Genomic DNA, 19,372 nt, shown 5'->3' with positions numbered 1-19,372 from the left:
GGGGAATCCTTTCTCCGTTTCTCACGCCTTGTCGAAAACTACTGGTGTACCGAGCAATTCGAGTTCCGCCTCGGACAGCTCCCGTTCGGCGTCGAACGTCGTGTCGCGGGCGAGGAGTTCGGCGTAGCGGCCGTTCGATTCCACCAGCTGCCGATGTGTTCCGCGTTCGGCGATCCGGCCGCGGTCGAGGACCACGATCTGGTCCGCGTCTCGAATGGTGGACAAGCGGTGGGCGATGGTAATGGTGGTGCGGCCTTCCGACAGGGCATCGATCGCGGTCTGGACTTCGCGTTCGGTTCGCGTGTCCAGTGCGCTGGTCGCCTCGTCCAGCACCAGGATCGGCGGATTGCGCAGGATGACCCTGGCGACCGCGAGACGCTGCTTCTCACCGCCGGAGAACCGGTAGCCGCGCTCGCCGACCATCGTGTCGTATCCGTCGGGCAGGCTCGCGATGTGATCGTGGATCTGCGCGGCCCGTGCGGCGGCGTGCAATTCCTCGTCCGTCGCATCGGGTTTGGCGAAGCGCAGGTTGTCGGCGACCGAGGCGTGGAACAAGTAGGTCTCCTGGGACACCACGCCGACGGCGCCGGCTAGATCGGCGAAAGACAGGTCGCGCACATCTGTTCCGTCGATCATGACCCGGCCCGCGGTGGCATCGTACAACCGTGCGACGAGATATCCGAGGGTCGTCTTGCCGGAACCCGTCTCGCCGACCACGGCCAGGCTGGTGCCGGCAGGCACCGTGATGTCGATGTCGCTCAACACATCCCGGGTGCCGGACCCGTAAGAGAAGCCGATGTCCTCGAATCGAACCTCACCCTCGGCCTCGGGTAGCGGCAGCGGCCGTTGCGGCTCCTCGATGTCGGGCTTCAGATCCAGATACTCGAAGATACGACCGAACAATGCCAGCGAGCTCTGCACCTCGACACCGGTGTACAGCAGCTGCACCATCGGCCGCAGCAAACTGCTCTGCAGGGTGGTGAAGGCGACCAGCGTGCCGATCGACACCAGCGGATGCCCGGTCGCGACGGTCAGTCCGGCAGCCCAGTACACGACGGCGGGCATCGCCGACATGACGATCTGAATCGTCGACTGCCGCCAGCGACCGGCCATACCCGAGCGGATCTCCAGGTCGACGAGTCCGCGTGACTCCTTCGCGAAGTTGTCGATCAGCGCGGGCGAACGTCCCATGGTGCGTCCGAGCAGAATGCCGCTCACCGAGAGCGATTCCTCCACGATCGCCGACATACCCGCGAGCTTCTGCTGCCGCTGCGCGGTGATCTTCCTTCGCTCGTTGCCGACACGGCGACTCACCCAGACGAAGAACGGCAGCATGATCAGCGACACCGCGGTCAGCCGCCAGTCGAGCGCGATCATGGCGATGATCGAGGCGACGACAGTGGTGAAGTTGGAGACCAGCGAGGTTGCGGTCGAGGTGACCGTCGACTGCATGCCGCCGATGTCGTTGGCGATCCTCGATTGCACCTCGCCAGTACGGGTCGCGGTGAAGAAGGACAGCGGCATGCGCTGCAGCCGGGCATACACCGCGGACCGCAGGTCGTGCATGACGTGCTGTCCGACGGCGGTGGAGATATAGGTCTGGAGCACGCCGAAAACGCTGGTCGTCGCCGCCACCGCGACCATGCCTGCGGCCAGCAGGGTCAGCAGGCCGGTGCGGCCGTTGGGCAGCGCCTCATCGAGAACTCCACGCAGCATGAACGGCGAGGCGAGCGAGACGATGGACGACAGGCCGACCAACGCGGCGACCAACGCTAAACGGGCCCGATAGGGCCGGAACAGTCGGACGATCCGACCGAGTTGAGAGGGTGGGGGCTGCATACGCGCCTCCTTTCACGGAAACTACCCATAGAACTGAGCATGGCTCACAATTATTCCATTGAACAATGAGCTATGCTCAGCTTTGTGGATACCGCTCCCGAGAGTGACCTGCCCGAGCTCTTCCTGCGTGCCGCCAAGCGGATCCGCCGCAACCAGTCGGCCCGCCTCGCACCGCTCGGTCTGACCCCAGCCCAAGCCCGGGCGCTGCGCATCATCGCCCGCCACAGCGAGCCGCTACGGATGGCCGGGCTCGCCGAACGGCTCGATATCGTCCCTCGCTCGGCCACCACGGTCGTCGACGCCCTCGAGTCCGCCGGCCTTGTCGCCCGCGCTCCCGACCCGTCCAACCGACGGTCCACCCTGGTCACCCTCACCGACGCCGGCCGCGCCGCCCTGTCCCGGATGTCCGCGGCCCGCCGCGCGGCCGCCGAAGAACTGTTCTCCGCGCTCTCCCCCGACGAACGCGAAACCCTCCGCCACCTGCTGGCCACCCTCGACATGGGCGATCACTGCCAGCCGGCCGGTGCTACCGAACGATCGTAGAAAGACCCCGGGCATGCGGACTTCGGTCCTAGGCTTTGTCCATGACGCCGCTGCAGCGCTATATCGTCGAAGAAATCGCTGCCGACCATGCCGACGGGTTGCTGACCCGCCGCGAGGCGCTGCGCAGGCTAGGACTACTCGGGGTGGGCACGACCACCGCGGCCACGTTGCTTGCCGGGTGTTCGAACGATGGCCGGCCTGCCGATCGGGTGCCACCGACGAGCGGTTCGGCCGCACCGACGCCGCCGGGGATGAGCACCGCGGTACCCACCACAACTGTGACATTTTCCGGCCCCGACGGTCGCGAGTTACAGGGCGCCTGGGCGGCGGCGGCACGGCCACGCGGCACGGTACTCGTCATCCATGAGAACAAGGGCCTCACCGACCACATACGTTCGGTGGCAGGACGATTCGCAGGCGTCGGATATTCCGCGCTCGCCGTCGACCTGCTCTCCGAGGCGGGCGGCACCGCCACCTTCACCGACCCGGCCGCCGCCACCGCCGCACTCAGCAAGATCCCGCAGGACCAGTTGGTCGCCGACCTGCGTGCCGGTATCGACGAACTCGAACGGCGAGCGCCGGGTAAGAAAATCGGCGCCACCGGCTTCTGTTTCGGCGGCGGCCTGGTGTGGTTGCTACTGACGTCCGGCACCCCGAAGCTGGCCGCGGCCACCCCGTTCTACGGGCCCTTCCCGGACGACGGGGACCTCTCCGGGTCGAAGGCTGCGGTGCTGGCCGTCTACGCCGCGCTCGACGCCCGCATCGACGCGTCACGGCCCGGCGCAGAAGCGGCGCTTCACCGCGCTGACCTGCCTTTCGAGGTGTTCGTGGCACCGGATGCCGATCACGCGTTCTTCAACGACACCGGCCCGAGGTACAACCCGACTGCGGCGAACGAGGCGTGGCGGCGGGTGGTGGATTGGTACGCAGCGTGGCTCGGATGAGACGGCTAAGTGGTCGGCGCCTGGGTGGTAGACGTCTGCGGAGCAGGTGACTCCGTCGTCGTCTGCGGAGCCGGCGACTCTGTCGACGTCGTCTGCGGAGCCGGCGACTCTGTCGACGTCGTTTGCGGAGCCGGCGACTCTGTCGACGTCGTCTGCGGAGCCGGCGACTCCGTGGTCAGCACCTGCGGCGCAGGGCACTGCCCCGTCTGCTCACCGAGCACATTGATCTCGGCGTTCGAACGCGGATCACCCGCGTAATTGATCTGATCGGTGCACTTCACATACGTGTCCGCAGGCGGCGGTCCCTCGCCGGTGTTCGGTTGTTGCGCAGGGGCGGGATGCACCTCCGGTCCGGCAGAACCCGGGTTTTCCCGACTCGTTGTCACCGTCGCCGACGCGGACGAACTGGTCGTCGGCGCCACCGTGCTGGTGGATGTCGGCACGGTGGCTACTTCACCGTCCGAATCACCCGAACACCCGGTAGCCGCCCCGAGAATCGGCGCCATTACCACCATGATTGCCGCTGCGCTGGTACGCAGCCGTGACCCGCTGAGATATCGCATCGTTCGGTTCATTCCCCTCTGGGCTCCCGCCCCTGTGGACATCGTGACCATCGAGAACGCCGGTGCCATTACAGTTACGGGTACAGACACCGCCACCGGGATACATAGAGCCGCAGCTCGATTCGTATCCTAGACCGACACCTCCGGCCGGCGCGTTCACCCCTCGGCATGTCGAAGACCAGCAGTGACACCACCGCTGATCACGCCCGCAACAAGGCCGCTATCTCGTCTCGCAGTACCGTTTCCGGAGACTCCAACCGCATATGCCGATACTCGGAGACAACGGCCTTGCCCGCCACCAGAACCTCGCGCACATCGCTGGCGGTGGCTGCGTACAGCGCGGCCGCAGGGTCGGCGCCCGCGGTGCGGACCGAGTCGAGGTCGACGGTCACCAGGTCTGCTGCCGCGCCCGCTTCGATCCGCCCGACCTCCGGCCAGCCGATCGAGCCGTGATCTGTTGCCGCGCTGTACAACTGCGCCGGTTCGAAACGCCCGCGCGATCCGCTGGCCAAGCGTTCGTTCAGCTCGAGCGCCCGCCATTCCTCGAAGGCGTCCACCACTGCGTGACTGTCGCTGCCGAGGCACAGCCGCACTCCGGCATCGGCAAGCGCCCGCCCAGGACCGATACCGTCGCCGAGATCGCGTTCGGTGGTCGGGCAGAAGCACACGCCCGCACGCATTCCGGCGAGCAGCCGGATATCCGCGTCCGTCACATGTGTCGCGTGCACGGCGGTCGTCCGAGGTCCGAGCATCCCGGTCTCCGCGAGCAGCGCGCTCGGGGTGCGGCCGTGTGCGGCAAGGCAATCGCGATTCTCCGCGGGCTGTTCGGAGAGGTGGACGTGCACCGGCCGGCCCGCTGCCTGTTGCGCAACCACCCGCAGCGCCGCCGGCGGCACCGCCCGCACCGAGTGCGCGGCCACCCCGGTGCGCACGAGATCCGCCTTCGGGGCGAAGGCGGCGGCGCGTTCGGCCCACGTGCCGACATCGCCGTCGCTGAACCGCCGCTGATGTTCGTCGAGCTTCCAGCCGAATCCGCCGGACAGATAACAGGTGTCGAGCAGGGTGAGTCGGATACCGGCGTCCGCGGCGGCAGCGGCCAAAGCCGCGCTCATCGCGTTCGGATCGTCGTAGCGCGCGCCGTTCGGCCCGTGATGCAGGTAGTGGAACTCACCGACACTGGTGTACCCCGCGAGCACCATCTCGGCGTACACCCCGCGCGCCAGCCGGTAATACGAATCGGGATCCAGCCGCGCGGCAACGGCATACATCCGTTCCCGCCACGTCCAGAAGGTGCCGCGATCATGGTGGGTGCGTCCGCGCAACACTCGGTGGAAGGCGTGCGAATGCGCGTTGGCGAATCCGGGAATTGTCAACCCCGCCAGTATTTTCCCTGACCGCTCCGTGCCGACTGCCACCGAGCGGATCAGCGCACCGTCGACCTCGATGGACACCGACTCCGCAAGACCGGGCGGCAACCACGCGTACTCGGCCCAATACACGCTCATCCGATCGGCTCCTGTCGCGACTCGGGCACCGGGGACTCCATTGCGACGAAATTGCCTGCCCAATAGCAATATTCGGCACCGCACCTGCTCATCCGGTCAATTCCTCCAGCACGTGCGCGAGGCTCACCGCACCGAAATCCACGTCGATCGGTTCCGCGTATTCTTCTGGGGCATGGCTGATGCCGGTCGGGTTGCGCACATAGAGCATTCCGGCGGGGACGTGCGCCGCGAGGATCCCCGCATCATGCCCCGCTCCGGTGGGCAACGCGGGGACGCCGCCGAGGACCTCGTCCATCCTGCGGCGCAGCGGTTCGTCGAAAACCACATCGTCCGAATAGGACTCCTCGGTGACGTTGACCGTACAACCCTCCTCGGCGGCCGCGATGCGCGCGACTTCGGCGATATCGTCGACGAGGGCGGCGGTGCGGCCTGCACCCGGCACTCGGGCGTCGAGCCAGAGATCGACGGTGGAGGCGATCACATTGGTGCCGCCGGGAACCGGGACAAGTCGTCCCACGGTCGCTCTCGCGTCGCGGACTGCGGCGGCGGCACGGCGGGCGGCGCCGATCGCCGCGGCGGCGGGCAGCATAGGGTCGTGGCGGTCCGCGATCAGGGTCGCTCCCGCGTGATTGCCCTGTCCGGCGAAGGAGAATCGGTAGCGGCCGTGCGCGATGATGGAGCTGCCGGTGGCGACCGGGCTGTCCATATCGATGAGGCCGCGGCCCTGCTCCACGTGTAGCTCGATGAAACAGCCGATCATGGCGAGTGATTCGGGATCGGCACCGAAACGCTCCGGGTCGTGCCCGGCCTTGGCGGCGGCTTCGGCGAGGGTGATTCCCTCGTTGTCACGCAACCCTCTGGCACGGTCGGCGTCGAGCGCTCCGGTCAGCAGCCGGGATCCGAGGCACGGCACGCCGAACCGGCCGCCCTCCTCCTCCGCGAACACCAGCAACGCGAAGGGCTTGGTCGGCGTGAACCCCTTGGCGCGCAGAATATCTACCGCGGCGATGGCACTCGCGACGCCGAGCGGACCGTCGAACCCACCACCTCCCGGAACCGAATCGAGATGGCTGCCCGTGACAACAGCACCCCGCTGCGGCCGTCCCCACCACGCCCAGATATTGCCGTTGCGATCGGTGCGCACCGCGAGCCCGCGCATACCTGCCTGCTCGATGAACCACTGACGCAGTGTCAATTCCGCATCGTCGAACACATGCCGCGAATAGCCGCCGCGGCCGGCATCACGGCCGACATCGGCGATCTCGCGCAACAGTCGATCGGCGCTCATACCCGTGCCCCTACCCGCCGACGCGGCACATCGCTGCTTCGGGCACACGAGATCACCTGTTCTGCAATCACTTACCCTCCTGCATCGGAATCCGGACCCCGCGTTCGGCGGCGACCGCACCGGCACGCTCGTATCCGGCGTCCACATGCCGGATGACGCCCATGCCCGGGTCGTTGGTCAATACGCGCTCGATCTTCTGCGCGGCCAGCGGGGTCCCGTCGGCCACGCAGACCTGTCCGGCGTGAATGGAACGGCCCATCCCGACGCCGCCGCCGTGGTGGATGGATACCCAGCTCGCACCGGAGGCGGTGTTGACAAGGGCGTTGAGCAGTGGCCAGTCGGCGATGGCGTCGGATCCGTCGGCCATCGACTCGGTCTCGCGGTAGGGGGATGCGACGCTGCCGGAGTCCAAGTGGTCACGCCCGATCACGACGGGCGCGCGCAATTCGCCGCTGGCCACCATCTCGTTGAAGCGCAGCCCGGCCAGGTGTCGCTCGCCGTAGCCGAGCCAGCAGATACGTGCCGGAAGTCCTTGGAAGGCAACGCGTTCCCCGGCCAGCGTGATCCACCGGCGCAGTGATTCGTTGTCGGGGAACAGATCCAGGATCGCGCGGTCGGTCGCGGCGATGTCCTCCGGGTCCCCCGACAGCGCGGCCCACCGGAACGGCCCCTTGCCCTCGCAGAACAGGGGACGGATGTAGGCGGGCACGAACCCGGGAAAGTCGAAGGCCCGATCGCACCCGCCGAGCTTCGCCTCGCCGCGCAGCGAGTTGCCGTAGTCGAAGACTTCCGCGCCACGATCGAGGAACCCGAGCATGGCGTCGACGTGATCGGCCATGGATTCCCGAGCCCGATCGGTGAATTCGTCCGGCTTCTTCGCTGCGTAGTCCGACCAGTCGTCGAGGTCGACGCCGCGTGGCAGATAGGCAAGCGGGTCGTGAGCGGAGGTCTGGTCGGTGACGATGTCGACCTCGAGACCGGCCTCCAGCAGCTTCGGCAACACCTCGGCGGCATTGCCGATCAGTCCGACCGACAATGCCTTTCGCTGTTTACGCGCCGCCGAGACCCTGGCCACAGCATCGTCGAAATCGTCGGCGATCTCGTCGAGGTAGCGGTCGTGCACCCGCCGCTGCGCGCGGGCCGGATCACAGTCGACCACCAGTGCCACACCACCGTTCATGGTGATCGCCAGCGGCTGCGCGCCGCCCATACCGCCGAGCCCGGCCGTCACGGTGAGGGTGCCCGCGAGGCTGCCGTCGAATCGCTTGTCCGCCACCGCGGCGAAGGTCTCGTAGGTGCCCTGCAGAATGCCCTGCGTGCCGATGTAGATCCACGAACCTGCGGTCATCTGCCCGTACATGGTCAGACCCAGCGCCTCCAGCCTGCGGAACTCCGGCCAATTCGCCCAGTCGCCCACCAGATTCGAGTTGGCGATCAGCACCCGCGGCGCCCACTCGTTGGTCCGGAACACCCCCACCGGCTTCCCCGACTGCACCAGCAGCGTCTCGTCGGCGTCCAGCGTCGTCAGGCATCGGCTGATCGCATCGAAACTGGCCCAGTCCCGAGCCGCCTTTCCGGTTCCGCCGTACACAACCAGATCCTGCGGCCGCTCGGCCACCTCGGGATCCAAGTTGTTGTGCAGCATCCGCAACGCTGCCTCGGCCTGCCAATTCCGCGCGCTCAACCCTGTCCCCCGAGCCGCCCGCACTACCCGTCCCATCACAACCCGTTCCTTCCATAGTCGAGTGGCACATTGCTGCGGCAAACGTCGAGAAGGCCCTTCGCAGGTGTGCCGCTCGCCTCGCGAAAACCGATCCAGCACGGCGAGCGGGTGGACGGGTGGCGCGGGCTGGTCGGGCTCTTGGTGTGGAGGGGTTGTGCCATCAGATATCTCCCTTGGCGAGGGAATCGGTTATGGACCCAGGTGGGGGGCTATTTCACGCAGTAGTTCGCCGGAGGTGATGAGGTCTGTTGCTGCGGCGATCTCGGGGGCCAGGTGGCGGTCGGGACCAGGGCCGCCGACCTTGGTGCGCAGCAAGGCGAGGGCCGCGGCGGTAGCCGGGGCGGGACGCAAAGGGGCGCGGAGGTCGAGTGCGCGTGCCGCGGTCAGGTATTCCACTGCGAGGACCGAGGTCAGTCCCGCCACCGCCCTGCGCAGCTTGCGTGCCGCCGACCAGCCCATCGAGACATGGTCCTCCTGCATGGCGCTGCTGGGGATCGAGTCGACCGATGCGGGTGCGGCGAGCCGCTTGAGTTCGCTGACGATGCCCGCCTGGGTGTACTGGGCGATCATGTGACCGGAGTCGACGCCGGGGTCCGCGGCCAGGAAGGCCGGAAGGCCGTGGGAGCGGGCGACATCCAGCATCCGATCGGTGCGGCGCTCGGACATGCTCGCCACGTCGGCGACCGGGATGGCGAGGAAGTCGAGGACGTAGGCGATCGGGGCGCCGTGGAAATTCCCGTTGGATTCCAGCCGACCGTCGGCGAGCACGACCGGATTGTCGATGGCAGCGGCCAACTCTCGCTCGGCGACCGCCGCCGCGTGGCTGACGGTGTCGCGTGCGGCGCCGTGCACTTGCGGCGCGCAGCGCAGCGAATAGGCGTCTTGCACGCGGTTGCAGTCGGGGCCGCGATGGCTGGCGACGATCTCGGAACCGGCAAGAGCGGCCAGGATGCGTCGCGCCGAGCACGCCTGACCAGGGTGCGGGCGCAGTGCCTGCAGATCGTCGGCGAACACTCGGTCGGTGCCGAGCAATGCCTCCACGCTCATCGCGGCCGTCAGGTCGGCGATGTCGAGCAGGCAGTGCAGGTCGGCGAGTGCGAGGACCAGCATGCCGAGCATGCCGTCGGTGCCGTTGGTGAGCGCGAGGCCCTCTTTCTCGGCGAGGATGACCGGCTCGATACCGTTGGCGCGCAAGGCCGTTGCCGCCGGGACCACGACGCCGGCGGAATCGATGACTTCGCCCTCCCCCATCAAGGCCAGTGCCACCGCGGCCAGCGGCGCGAGGTCGCCGGAGCAGCCGAGCGAGCCGAATTCGTGCACGATCGGGGTGATGCCCGCGTTGATCATCGCGGCCAGGGTGACCGCGGTTTCCGGCCGCACACCGGTATGCCCGGTGGCCAGGGTGCGCAGTCGCAGCAGCATCATGGCGCGCACCACCTCCGGCTCGACCGCGGGGCCTGCGCCCGCCGCATGCGAGCGGATCAGCGATCGCTGCAGTGCGGCACGGCTCTCCGGCGGAATGTGGCGGGTCGCGAGCGCGCCGAAACCGGTGGACACGCCGTAGGTCGGGACGCTCCCCGCGGCCAGCGCATCGACGTGCTGGCGCGCCGAGGTCAGGCGCTTCTCGGCCGCCTCGCTGAATCGGACCTTCGCACCGAGGCGCGCGACCGCGACGACCCGCTCCATGGTCAATGGCCCGTCCAACTCGACCGTCGGTAACTGCGTGGTATCCGGCATATGCCCATTCCACAGGGCGCGGCACCGGTGGAGAATGAGGCGCGGCCAGGTTTTGTCTGAAATCCGAGACAATCCGAGGAAGTGGGCATGGGTCCGAGTAGTGACATCCCGGCATTGCGGCGCGGACTGGCGATCTTGCAGCTGATGGCCGGTCGGGCGGGGCCGGTGTCCGCCTCGACCATCGCCCGCGAGCTCGACCTGCCCCGCTCCACCACCTACCACCTGCTCGCGGAACTCGAGCAGACGCGATTCGTCACCCGTCTGCCCGCCGAACAACGCTACGGCCTCGGCATCGCAGCATTCGAGCTCGGGTCGGCGTATCTACGCCACGACCCCCTCGAACGACTGGCGCGGCCGTTGCTACGCGAACTGGTCGAACGCGTCGGGCACAACGCGCACCTCGGCGTGCTGCACGGCAACGAACTGCTGTATCTGATCAAGGAGCGACCCGCCCGCCCGGAAACTTTGGTGACCGACGTCGGTGTCCGGCTGCCCGCGCACCTGACCGCCTCCGGGCGAGCAATCCTGGTGCACCTGCCTGCCACACACGTCCGAGCGCTGTTCCCCAACGCCGCGGCATTCGTGCGTCGCACCGACCGCGGACCGGCCTCCCTCGCGCAGCTGCGCACCACCCTCGCCGCGGAACGTCGCCGCGGCTGGGCCAGTGAGGACGGGCACGTGACTGCCGGTTTCGCCTCCGTCGCCTACGCCGTCTTCGACCACGACCACCGCCCGATCGCCGCGATCAGCGTGACCCTTCGTCACCACTGCACGCAGTGGCCTTGCGACGCCGACTGGTCCCAGCTCGCCACCCAAGTCCGCCACACCGCAGACGATCTCACCCGCCGCATCGGCGGGCGCGTCGAATAGGCGGCGGCCTCGCCTACGCTCGGGCCGAGCGCGGATCATCGACGGACTACGTCCGAACCCACCCACCAGGCGGCGGCCTCGCCTACGCTCAGTCCTGCGCCAATGCTGCGCGAATCGCGGCGACATCGGGGTTGATCAGAACATTGCCGTTGATGACCGTCGTCGGAGTGATTTCGTCGTCACCGGTGAGGGTGCGCAGGTGGGGGGCGGCTTCCGAGTCGTGGTTGACGTCGATCTTGCGGAACGGTATGCCTGCCAGCCGCAGGCCGACACCGAGGCGCTGGCAGTAAGGGCACCACCGTCGCCAATAGATGTCGATGGGGTGACCCGGAGCGGGGTATGAGGACATAGCACCATCCCTTTCGGATTCGGAAGTCCTATTACGCAACCACGCCGCTACTCTCGTCGCCGTAGGTCACGCAACGCGCCCCGCGACAGGTCCGGCCACGGTGGACGGCGGAGCACTGCGAGAGTGGCGATCACCGCCGACAGCAGGCCGATCAACTCGCCGAGCATGGCTATCCGGGTGCCGTCGACGGCCGGCGTCCATGAGGTCTTTCCGTCGTGAATGGCGAACACTCCCACCGGTCTTGCGGTCGGCCGCAGAACGCCGCCGATGCGGGTGACGGTGATGACCGTCGCTCCTTCCGCTGTCTCGTAGGGCGCGCCGTACACGAGCGAACCCGCGATTTCCGCTGGAAGTTGCTTGCCGCGTACCCAAGGCTTCATTCCGCCCCCGCCCTCGTAAAGCTGCACGTCACCCAACTGTCCCCACAAAGAGACGGCGACCCGAAAAGCGTAGTACACGAAGAGCACCAACGGCCGCGTCTCGCCCGACCTGCAAGGCGGGCGGGTTGGCGCCGTCGTCACCGATACGTCTTCAGGGTGAGGGCATCCGGTTCGTCCTCTGGCGGGTTTGCCGCCATGGCGTCGAACACCTCCTGCGGCGGCGGCTCGGCAAAGAGCATGCCGACCACCTCGTGCGCACCGTCCTGATTGATCTTCACGTAATCGCGCAGCTCCCGCTCGTATGCCGCAAAAGCAAGGGTGTAATCGCCTGCGGCCGAGGCGAGTTCGCCTGCGAGCACATACGCCCCGATCAAGGCCTGCGAGGTGCCGCGACCCGACATCGGCGAGGCGCACGCGCAGGCGTCGCCGAGCAGCACCACCCGGCCGGTCGACCAGCTGTCCATCTGGACCTGACTGATGGGGGTGAAATAGAGGTCGGTGGCTGCGGCCAGATCCCCGAGCAGCCGGGGCACCTCCCAACCATCACCCGCGAACCGCTCGGCAATGATCCGCTTCTGTTCGTCGAGGTCCTGCCGGTTGTAGTCCAAAGGCTCCGAACCGAAGTAGAACGAGGCCCGCGCCTCGGCATTGTTCCTGACGCTGAAGACATTCACCGACTTTCCATTGCCGAGTTGGCAAGCCCGGCCCTCGTGGTCGAGGCCGAGGAAGTTCTCGGTAGAGATGATGGCGTTGTAGACCCCGAGGTGGCGGATGAACTGCGAATGTTCGCCGAACACGAGGGCCCTGACCTTGGAGTACAGCCCGTCCGCACCGACAACCAGGTCGAACCGTCGCGCCGGGCCGCTTTCGAAGCTCACCAGCACCCCACTCTCGTCCTCGGTAAGTGCGGTGATCGAGTTGTCGAAGATGTATTCGGTTTCATGCTTGGTGAGCTCGTAGAGGATGTCGGTCAGATCGCTCTTGAGCACTTCGAGATCGCCCGCGAAAATTGCCGACGGCATGGTCACCAGATGTTTGCCCGCACCGTCGACCACTTCGCTGTCGCGAATGTCGGTGCTGTACTTGCGTACCTCGTCGAGGATGCCCATGCGCTCCAGGACGGTCATGGCCTCGCCGCGGAAGTCCACGGCGTACCCACCGGCGCGTGGTTCCGGCGCCCGCTCGACCACGGTCGGCGCAAAACCGTAGCGGCGCAACCAGTATGCCAGCGCCGGACCGGCTACTCCCGCTCCGGAGATGAGGATGTTCGGGTTCGTCATGACCTTCTCGTTTCTCTGAGTTTCCGTGTTGTTGAATACAACGTACATGACACCTCGTACGTTGTACATGCAGTACTACCCATAAAATTCCAGGAAGATTCGCTACTATGACAATCATGCGTACTAGTACACCAGGTGGCACCGACGCCACCCCGCCCTACCTGCGCATCGCCGCAGAGATCCAGGACCGGATCGCCTCGGGCGAGCTGCGGACGGGCGACCGGGTGCCCTCGGCTCGGCAGATCACCAAGGAGTGGGGCGTCGCCATCGCCACCGCCACCAAGGTTCTCGCCACGCTGCGCCAGGAGGGCACGGTGCGAGTGGTGCCCGGCGTCGGCACCGTGGTGGACGCACCGCACGCCGCACCGCAGCGGGAGAAAACACCGGACACCGAACTCACCGAGCAACTCGTGGTGCGGGCCGGAATGGCTATTGCCGACACCGAAGGGCTTGCCGGACTGTCGATGCGCCGCATCGCGACCGATCTCGGCGTGCCGACCATGTCGCTGTACCGCTATGTGGGCAGCAAGGATCGCTTGGTGCTGTTGATGGCCGACGAGGCATTCGGCGAAGCCGAGTTCCCCGACCCACCGCCCACAGGTTGGCGCGCGCGACTCGAAGTGCTGGCCCATCTGCAATGGGCGATGTACCACCGCCATCCTTGGGTCGTCACCGCATCGTGGGTGAGCAACCCGGTGCCGACCCGAAAGCTCTTGCGGCACACCGAGTGGGCTGTCCGGTCATTGGACGACCTCGGTCTCGATCCGGACGCGGTGCTCTACGCTCACGTTTCGCTGTACAGCTATGTGCGCGGCATTGCGGTCAATCTCGAGGTGGAGTCGGCCGCACGACGGGAAGGTGCGCCCATCGAGCCATGGGACGCCAAAGAATCGGAATTCGAACACCTACTGCAGAGCGGGCAATTCCCCACCCTGGCAAGTCTCAACGAGCGCAACGATTTCCAATTCGACATCGACATGCTCTTCGAGTTCGGCCTGCAGCGCCTGCTGGACGGGTTCGCTGCATTCGTGGAGCCACACCACTGACGCCAGAAGGGTGGAAGAGCCGAAATCTATTGGGCGGACGCCCAGCCGAGGCACGGCTGTGGCGTCCACCCGATCGGCTTACTGCCGCACAGACAACATCCGACGCAAGCCGTGCACCGCAAGCGCCACATCACGCAGGCCGGACGCGCTACCAGTGCGGAGAACCCTCCGTATGGCCGCCGCCTCCGCTCGGGACGCCACCGCAAATAGTCGCTGCGGCGCGCCTCCGGGGCCGGCCGTCCAAACCCAACGGCCCCGGAGACGACCAAGACCCCGAGGGCAAACCATGCTCGCCGCACACCACCGAACATCCGACGGCCGCGCCGCGAGACCGCCGACCAGGGCGCCGATGGTCGCGCCCACACCGATGGTGCCGGCACTGCGGCTCCAGGCAGCCTGCTCGAGGTCGTAGTCGGTCTTCCACGGGCCTTGTCCTCGAAGGCAGCGCGACCGGCTTGTAGGTCACCTACGCCATATCGAGCTGGGCGCGGGCAACCAACCCACGATGAACCCCGGCCGCCTCGGACCACCCGCTCGATGGCGGCTGAATGAATTCGCTACCCGGCAACGCCGACGTTTGCCCTGTTGGCAGGGGTAACCTGCGGTTATGGACGCAGACTCGGCAACCTTCGGTGTCGAGGAGGAGTTTCTCCTTGCGGATCCGCGCACCGGTGCGCCCGTTCCGAAGAACGTGGAGGTAGCGCAGACGGCGGCAGAGCTCGGTTTCGGCCTGCAGCTCGAACTCACCCGCTGTCAGGTGGAGACGAGCACCGCTGTGCACACCAGTGCGACCGAGCTGCGCGATGAGCTGCGTGACCTGCGCAGAGGCACTGCGTCGTGCGCCGAGAAGAACGATGCCCGACTGCTCGCGGTGGCGATTCCGCCAACCGTGCCACAGCAGTTTCCGATCACCGACACGCCGCGCTATCGGCGCATGTCGGCGGACTTCGGCATGCTCGCCCATGAGCAGGGGTTGTGCGGGTGTCATGTGCACGTCGGCGTTCCGGACCGCGAGGTCGCCCTGCAGGTCAGCAATTTCCTGCGGCCGTGGTTGCCGCTGTTCCTCGCACTCACCGCGAACTCCGCGATTTACCGCGGGACCGAGACCGGTTATGCCAGCTGGCGCAGCATCCTGTGGCGACGCTGGCCGAGCGCGGGGCCACCGCCCTATTTCGGATCGGTGCGCGACTACGACGCCATGGTGGCGATGATGCTCTCCAGCGGCAGTATCTTCGACGAGAAGATGGTCTATTGGGATGTCCGCCCGTCGATGTCGTTTCCCACTGTCGAGATCCGCGTCAGCGACGTGCCCGCCACGGTCGAGGAGACCGCCCTGCTCGCGACCTTGGTCCGAGCCACCGTGCTCATGGCGCGAAAGTCCTTGGCGCAGGGGCGGAATGCACCCCCGGTGACAGCCGAAGTGCTGCGCGCGGCGTACTGGAAGGCCGCGCGCAGCGGCATCGACGGCGACAGCGTCGACCCGGTGGACGGTCGCGTCCGGCCGGCGGTCGAGCAGCTCGCCAAGCTCGTCGAGCACGTCGAACCCGCGCTGGAGGAGCTGGGTGAACGCGAGCTCGTCGCCGACTCGATCACCGCCGTTCTCGCCCGCGGCAACGGTGCGATGCGCCAGCTCAACGCTTTTCGCGAACGTGACGACGTCGACGATGTCGTCGCCGAGTTGACCGAGGCGACCCTGGAGGGCTGTTAGGAGCGCAAGCCGCGCGGATCAGATGGGCAGGAACCCGGCGCCGACGTCCCCGCGCCGATTGATGTCGTTCATGATCACGCTCATGGTGGTGCCGACCTCCGGACCGAAGCAGCCGACGGCCAGGTAGGCGTTGACCATGCCGACCAGTGTCGAGCCGACGACGACCGGTGCGCCGGAGTCACCCTCCAGCACACACATCTGGGTCCAGGTCTCGCTGTTGGTCCCGAAGACATCGCCCCAGGCGACGCCGCAGGTGTTGCCGGTGGTGCGGCCCTTTTTGCACACCACCATCGGGAACTGGGCCGGAGCGCCGATATCGGTGATGGTGACGGACCCGACCCGATCGACAGGGGTGATCCGGCCCGGGTCGAACTGGATGATGCCGTAGTCCAGGTCATGATCGGAATGAACGAACCGGCCGACCACGCCGTAGTTGGGGTTCGCCTCGGCGATCACCTGGGAACCGGGTTCTCCGCAATGCCCGGCCGTGAGCCCGACCAGCCTGCCCGCGTCGTCGTAACCGACGGTGGTCACGGTGCATTGAAACCGACTATCGATGATGATGCCGGAACCACCGCCGACAGTGGGCGCGACGGGTGCGGCGATCGCCGCCCCACTACCGGTCCCGACCAGGGCCGCGACCGAAACGAAGGCGAAGCCCGCGTTGGCTGCCTTGATCAATGTGAACATGTCCCTCCAGGGTGGGAAGTTCGTTCGCCTCACGCTGCACATGAAAAGTGTTCATCATACGAGGCCTGCTCACGAAGCTTGGTCAATGTCCTGGCCAGGATGCGCGACACCTGCATCTGCGAGACTCCGAGGGAATCGGCGATCTGTTGCTGAGTCTTCGACTCGAAGTACCGCATGATCAGTATCAACCGTTCCTGCTCCGGAAGCGCGGCTATCAGCGGACGCACGGCCATCGCGTCCTCCATCAGGCCGTAACAGGGCTCTTCGGCGCCCAGGGTGTCCGCAAGGGGCAACGGAGAGCTCTCGCCGTCGGCGACGGTCGTCGCATCGAGCGAGTTCGCCCGGTAGCCGTTGCGCGCGACCAGTGCCTGGGTGACCTCCACCAGCTCGAGGTCGAGTTCCCGGGCGATCTCGCGGGCGCTCGGCATCCGGCCGAGGCGGTGCGACAGCGTCTCGGTCACCGGACCGATCTTCAGCTGGATCTCCTTCAGCCGGCGCGGCACCCGCACCGACCAGGTGCGGTCCCGGAAGTGCCGGCGGATCTCGCCCATGATGGTCGGCACCGCAAACCCGAGAAACGAGCTGCCGCGAGACACATCGAAACGGTCCACCGATTGCACCAACCCGAGTCGTGCGATCTGCCGCAGGTCGTCGAAGGATTCGCCGCGGCCGGAGAATTTGCGGGCGATGTGCTCGGCCAGCGGCAGAGCAAGGTCGATGATGTGGTTACGCAGCGCAGTGTGGTGCGGATCGGTTGCGTCGAGCCCCGCCAACTTCTCGAACCAGGGCTCGATATCGTCGTAACTGTCGCCGCGGCGGGTGCCTCGCGGCGATTCGGTCCGTTCGGTGGTCGACTCGTCCATCATCGGTCTACCTCGTTCCCATCGGAATTCGATTCTTGTCGGGTACCCGATCACCCTCGGATCAAAAGAGGCGAGCACCACCTCCGATCGCCGAACGGTCCGGAATCGGCGCTGGACCTGCGCCGATACCGAAGCAAATCGGACCGAATCCGGCCGGAAATCACCGGCGGTCACTCGGAGATAGCTGATGGCTATCGAATCCCGGACGGACCGAGCGAGCTGATGTCTGCGCTCAGGCGCCGGTGCGGCGCGGTAGCGCAAGCTGCAGTTCGAGCAGCAGGCGATCGGCCGGGTCGGAGAGGTCGACGCCGACGATGTCTTCGACTCGGCGGATGCGATAGCGCAGCGTATTCGGGTGCACTTGGAGCGCCGTTGCCGCGTTGCGGACGTCCCCGTGCTCGCGTAGATAGGTTTCGACGCTTTCCTGCAGGTTCGCGGTGTGCTTGCGGTCGTAGTCGAACAGCGCTTGCAGGCGGGGGTCGTGCAGGTCGGGTCGCGCGCCGACCAGGTCGAGGATCTCGGCGAGCAGGACCGCGGTGCGGGACTCGGCCAATGTCGTCACCCGACCCTTGGGGAAGGTGGTTGCCGTGCTGTCGAGGACCCGATCGACCTCGGTTCGTGCGCTCGCCACGTGGGTGAGATCGGCAACGGGGATGGCGATGGCCGCACGCAGCACCAGCGACCGCTTCGTTTCGAACTGCGCGACCAGTTGGCGCGTCCAGGCGTTCACCGCACGCACCGACTGATAGTGCGGCAGCAGAACATAGACCCGTTCGCCGAGTACCGCGGTGAGCGAGTCGCGGCGAAATGAGCTGGCGTGCAAGCGCAGTGCGTTGGCTACGGATGCGGATTCGGTCGATGCCTGCGCGGTGTCGTTGAGCGCGAAACCGACCACCGCGGCGGGACCGGTCACCGGGATGTTCAGCGCGCTCGCCACCGAGGGGACATCGACTCCGCTGCCGCGGGCACCGAAAAGCCTTTGTATCAGCAATGTTTCGGTGGAAGGTGCGTCGAGACTGCGGGAGATGATGCGCGCCGCGATCGCCGATGCGCCGCGCAGCACCTCCGCAGCGTCCGGCTTGAACGGCTTATCACCCTGTTGGAGCCAGATCGTGCCGAGAACCCTTGGTGTACCGACGGTTCCGTCCGAGGGACGCCGAATGCTGACCACCAGTCGGTGTTTGATGTCCAGTTCGTCGTGCGCGGGCAGATCGATGACCTCGTCGGTCTGACGCAACTGGTCGAACACCCCCCACTTCTGCAGAATGCGCAGATAGTCGCGCGGTCCTTCGCGGCCGAGAATGGACAGGATTCGCAACTGGTCGGCGGCCTCGTTGGAGGCGGAATAGGCGAGCACATGCGAGTGCGGGTCCTCGATGGACACCATGCCGCCCGCGTTCTGTGCGACGATCTGGGCAAGGCCGAACAGATCGGTGTCGGTGGCGAGGCGATCGTGCGCCTCGGTGGTAGAGCGCTGCCCACGCGCGCGTTCGAGCATCCGGCGAACCAGCGGAAAGACCTGATCCCAGCGCGCCTGCTGGTGCACGGCCACCAGCGCCACACCGGCGCGGTGTGCCGCCGCGCGGACGGCGTCGGACTCCTGCGCGATCTTCGACAGCACCGCTCGCGGCCGATGCACGACAGGGCGTTTGCCCACGGCGCGCAACCACTGCAGGGCCTCGGCTTCGACGATGCCGACATGCAGGTACATATCTTGCATAGGTGAGCCCGAGTCGGTCTCCACTGTCAGGTCGGAACTGTCGACCAGCGCCACCGACCGAATCGCGACCGTGTCGCCCGCGGGCGCGTCCAAGAGCTCGACCACCGCGGTGTCCAGGGCGTCGAGCAGCTCACGCAGCGTGCTTCCCTCGGTCTGCGTATTCGTTGCCACTGCCGCCACCTCACTTCCCCAAACCAGTACATCACTTTAGCCAGCCGGACAAGGCTGCACCTCTATCTTTGTTCGACTGGCTCATCCTTCCTGCCGTTTTCCGGTGTTGACTACCGCTCAATCGTCGTCGTCCACGACTTTTCGAAACTCCAT

16 protein-coding genes are annotated in these 19,372 nt (G+C 66.7%); 5 read left to right on the top strand and 11 right to left on the bottom strand.

Annotation, left to right across the window (positions count from 1 at the left end; genetic code table 11):
* Positions 1 to 21 precede the first annotated feature (21 nt).
* Positions 22 to 1,839, bottom strand: a complete 1,818-nt coding sequence (locus OHA42_RS19870) for an ABC transporter ATP-binding protein (protein WP_406229382.1) — start codon at positions 1,837 to 1,839, stop codon at positions 22 to 24.
* An 84-nt stretch (positions 1,840 to 1,923) separates the two neighbouring features.
* Here OHA42_RS19870 and OHA42_RS19865 point away from each other — a divergent pair, with 84 nt between their 5' ends.
* Both OHA42_RS19865 and OHA42_RS19860 read left to right on the top strand, forming a co-directional pair.
* A complete protein-coding gene (locus OHA42_RS19865) occupies positions 1,924 to 2,382 on the top strand; it encodes a MarR family winged helix-turn-helix transcriptional regulator (RefSeq protein ID WP_406229381.1) in 459 nt (152 codons plus the stop codon).
* A gap of 41 nt (positions 2,383 to 2,423) precedes the next feature.
* The gene (locus OHA42_RS19860; protein ID WP_406229380.1) at positions 2,424 to 3,326 is read left to right on the top strand and encodes a dienelactone hydrolase family protein; all 903 of its coding nucleotides are present in this window, start codon (positions 2,424 to 2,426) and stop codon (positions 3,324 to 3,326) included.
* Between the two features lie 763 nt (positions 3,327 to 4,089).
* On the opposite strand, the gene OHA42_RS19855 is transcribed toward OHA42_RS19860, so the two are convergent.
* The 4 genes from OHA42_RS19855 to hutH form a co-directional block, all read right to left on the bottom strand.
* Positions 4,090 to 5,394 carry a formimidoylglutamate deiminase gene (locus OHA42_RS19855; protein ID WP_406229379.1) on the bottom strand — a complete coding sequence of 435 codons (1,305 nt, stop codon included), beginning with the start codon at positions 5,392 to 5,394 and terminating at the stop codon, positions 4,090 to 4,092.
* 88 nt (positions 5,395 to 5,482) lie between these two features.
* Positions 5,483 to 6,682 (bottom strand): allantoate amidohydrolase, encoded by a 1,200-nt coding sequence (locus tag OHA42_RS19850; RefSeq protein WP_406229378.1) that lies wholly within the window; start codon positions 6,680 to 6,682, stop codon positions 5,483 to 5,485.
* A 67-nt stretch (positions 6,683 to 6,749) separates the two neighbouring features.
* The gene (gene hutU / locus OHA42_RS19845; protein ID WP_406239479.1) at positions 6,750 to 8,402 is read right to left on the bottom strand and encodes a urocanate hydratase; all 1,653 of its coding nucleotides are present in this window, start codon (positions 8,400 to 8,402) and stop codon (positions 6,750 to 6,752) included.
* 192 nt (positions 8,403 to 8,594) lie between these two features.
* Positions 8,595 to 10,142 (bottom strand): histidine ammonia-lyase, encoded by a 1,548-nt coding sequence (hutH, locus tag OHA42_RS19840; RefSeq protein ID WP_406229377.1) that lies wholly within the window; start codon positions 10,140 to 10,142, stop codon positions 8,595 to 8,597.
* Positions 10,143 to 10,229: 87 nt separating this feature from the next.
* Here hutH and OHA42_RS19835 point away from each other — a divergent pair, with 87 nt between their 5' ends.
* Complete coding sequence (locus tag OHA42_RS19835) at positions 10,230 to 11,012, top strand: IclR family transcriptional regulator (RefSeq protein WP_406229376.1); 783 nt, start codon at positions 10,230 to 10,232, stop codon at positions 11,010 to 11,012.
* A gap of 88 nt (positions 11,013 to 11,100) precedes the next feature.
* Here OHA42_RS19835 and OHA42_RS19830 read toward each other — a convergent pair whose 3' ends face one another.
* Genes OHA42_RS19830 through OHA42_RS19820 form a run of 3 tightly spaced genes read right to left on the bottom strand, consistent with a single transcriptional unit; the run spans position 11,101 to position 13,021 of the window.
* Positions 11,101 to 11,361, bottom strand: coding sequence for a glutaredoxin family protein (locus OHA42_RS19830; RefSeq protein ID WP_406229375.1), 261 nt, complete (start codon positions 11,359 to 11,361; stop codon positions 11,101 to 11,103).
* Positions 11,362 to 11,408: 47 nt separating this feature from the next.
* A complete protein-coding gene (locus OHA42_RS19825) occupies positions 11,409 to 11,819 on the bottom strand; it encodes a hypothetical protein (RefSeq protein ID WP_406229374.1) in 411 nt (136 codons plus the stop codon).
* A gap of 59 nt (positions 11,820 to 11,878) precedes the next feature.
* Positions 11,879 to 13,021, bottom strand: coding sequence for an FAD-dependent monooxygenase (locus OHA42_RS19820; protein WP_406229373.1), 1,143 nt, complete (start codon positions 13,019 to 13,021; stop codon positions 11,879 to 11,881).
* Between the two features lie 116 nt (positions 13,022 to 13,137).
* Here OHA42_RS19820 and OHA42_RS19815 point away from each other — a divergent pair, with 116 nt between their 5' ends.
* Complete coding sequence (locus tag OHA42_RS19815) at positions 13,138 to 14,067, top strand: TetR/AcrR family transcriptional regulator C-terminal domain-containing protein (protein WP_406229372.1); 930 nt, start codon at positions 13,138 to 13,140, stop codon at positions 14,065 to 14,067.
* 607 nt (positions 14,068 to 14,674) lie between these two features.
* Positions 14,675 to 15,775 (top strand): glutamate--cysteine ligase, encoded by a 1,101-nt coding sequence (locus OHA42_RS19810; protein ID WP_406229371.1) that lies wholly within the window; start codon positions 14,675 to 14,677, stop codon positions 15,773 to 15,775.
* An 18-nt stretch (positions 15,776 to 15,793) separates the two neighbouring features.
* Here the strand turns inward: OHA42_RS19810 and OHA42_RS19805 are convergent, their stop codons facing one another.
* From OHA42_RS19805 to OHA42_RS19795, 3 genes are all read right to left on the bottom strand, one after another.
* Positions 15,794 to 16,465, bottom strand: coding sequence for a S1 family peptidase (locus OHA42_RS19805; RefSeq protein ID WP_406229370.1), 672 nt, complete (start codon positions 16,463 to 16,465; stop codon positions 15,794 to 15,796).
* Positions 16,466 to 16,494: 29 nt separating this feature from the next.
* Positions 16,495 to 17,331 (bottom strand): RNA polymerase sigma factor SigF, encoded by an 837-nt coding sequence (locus tag OHA42_RS19800; RefSeq protein WP_406229369.1) that lies wholly within the window; start codon positions 17,329 to 17,331, stop codon positions 16,495 to 16,497.
* 229 nt (positions 17,332 to 17,560) lie between these two features.
* On the bottom strand, positions 17,561 to 19,228 hold the full coding sequence (locus tag OHA42_RS19795) for a PucR family transcriptional regulator (protein ID WP_406229368.1): 1,668 nt from the start codon (positions 19,226 to 19,228) through the stop codon (positions 17,561 to 17,563).
* Between the last annotated feature and the right edge of the window lie 144 nt (positions 19,229 to 19,372).

Origin of the sequence: Nocardia sp. NBC_01009, assembly GCF_045208035.1 — a bacterium.
Taxonomy (GTDB): domain Bacteria; phylum Actinomycetota; class Actinomycetes; order Mycobacteriales; family Mycobacteriaceae; genus Nocardia.
This window is presented reverse-complemented; position numbering and strand designations above follow the sequence as displayed.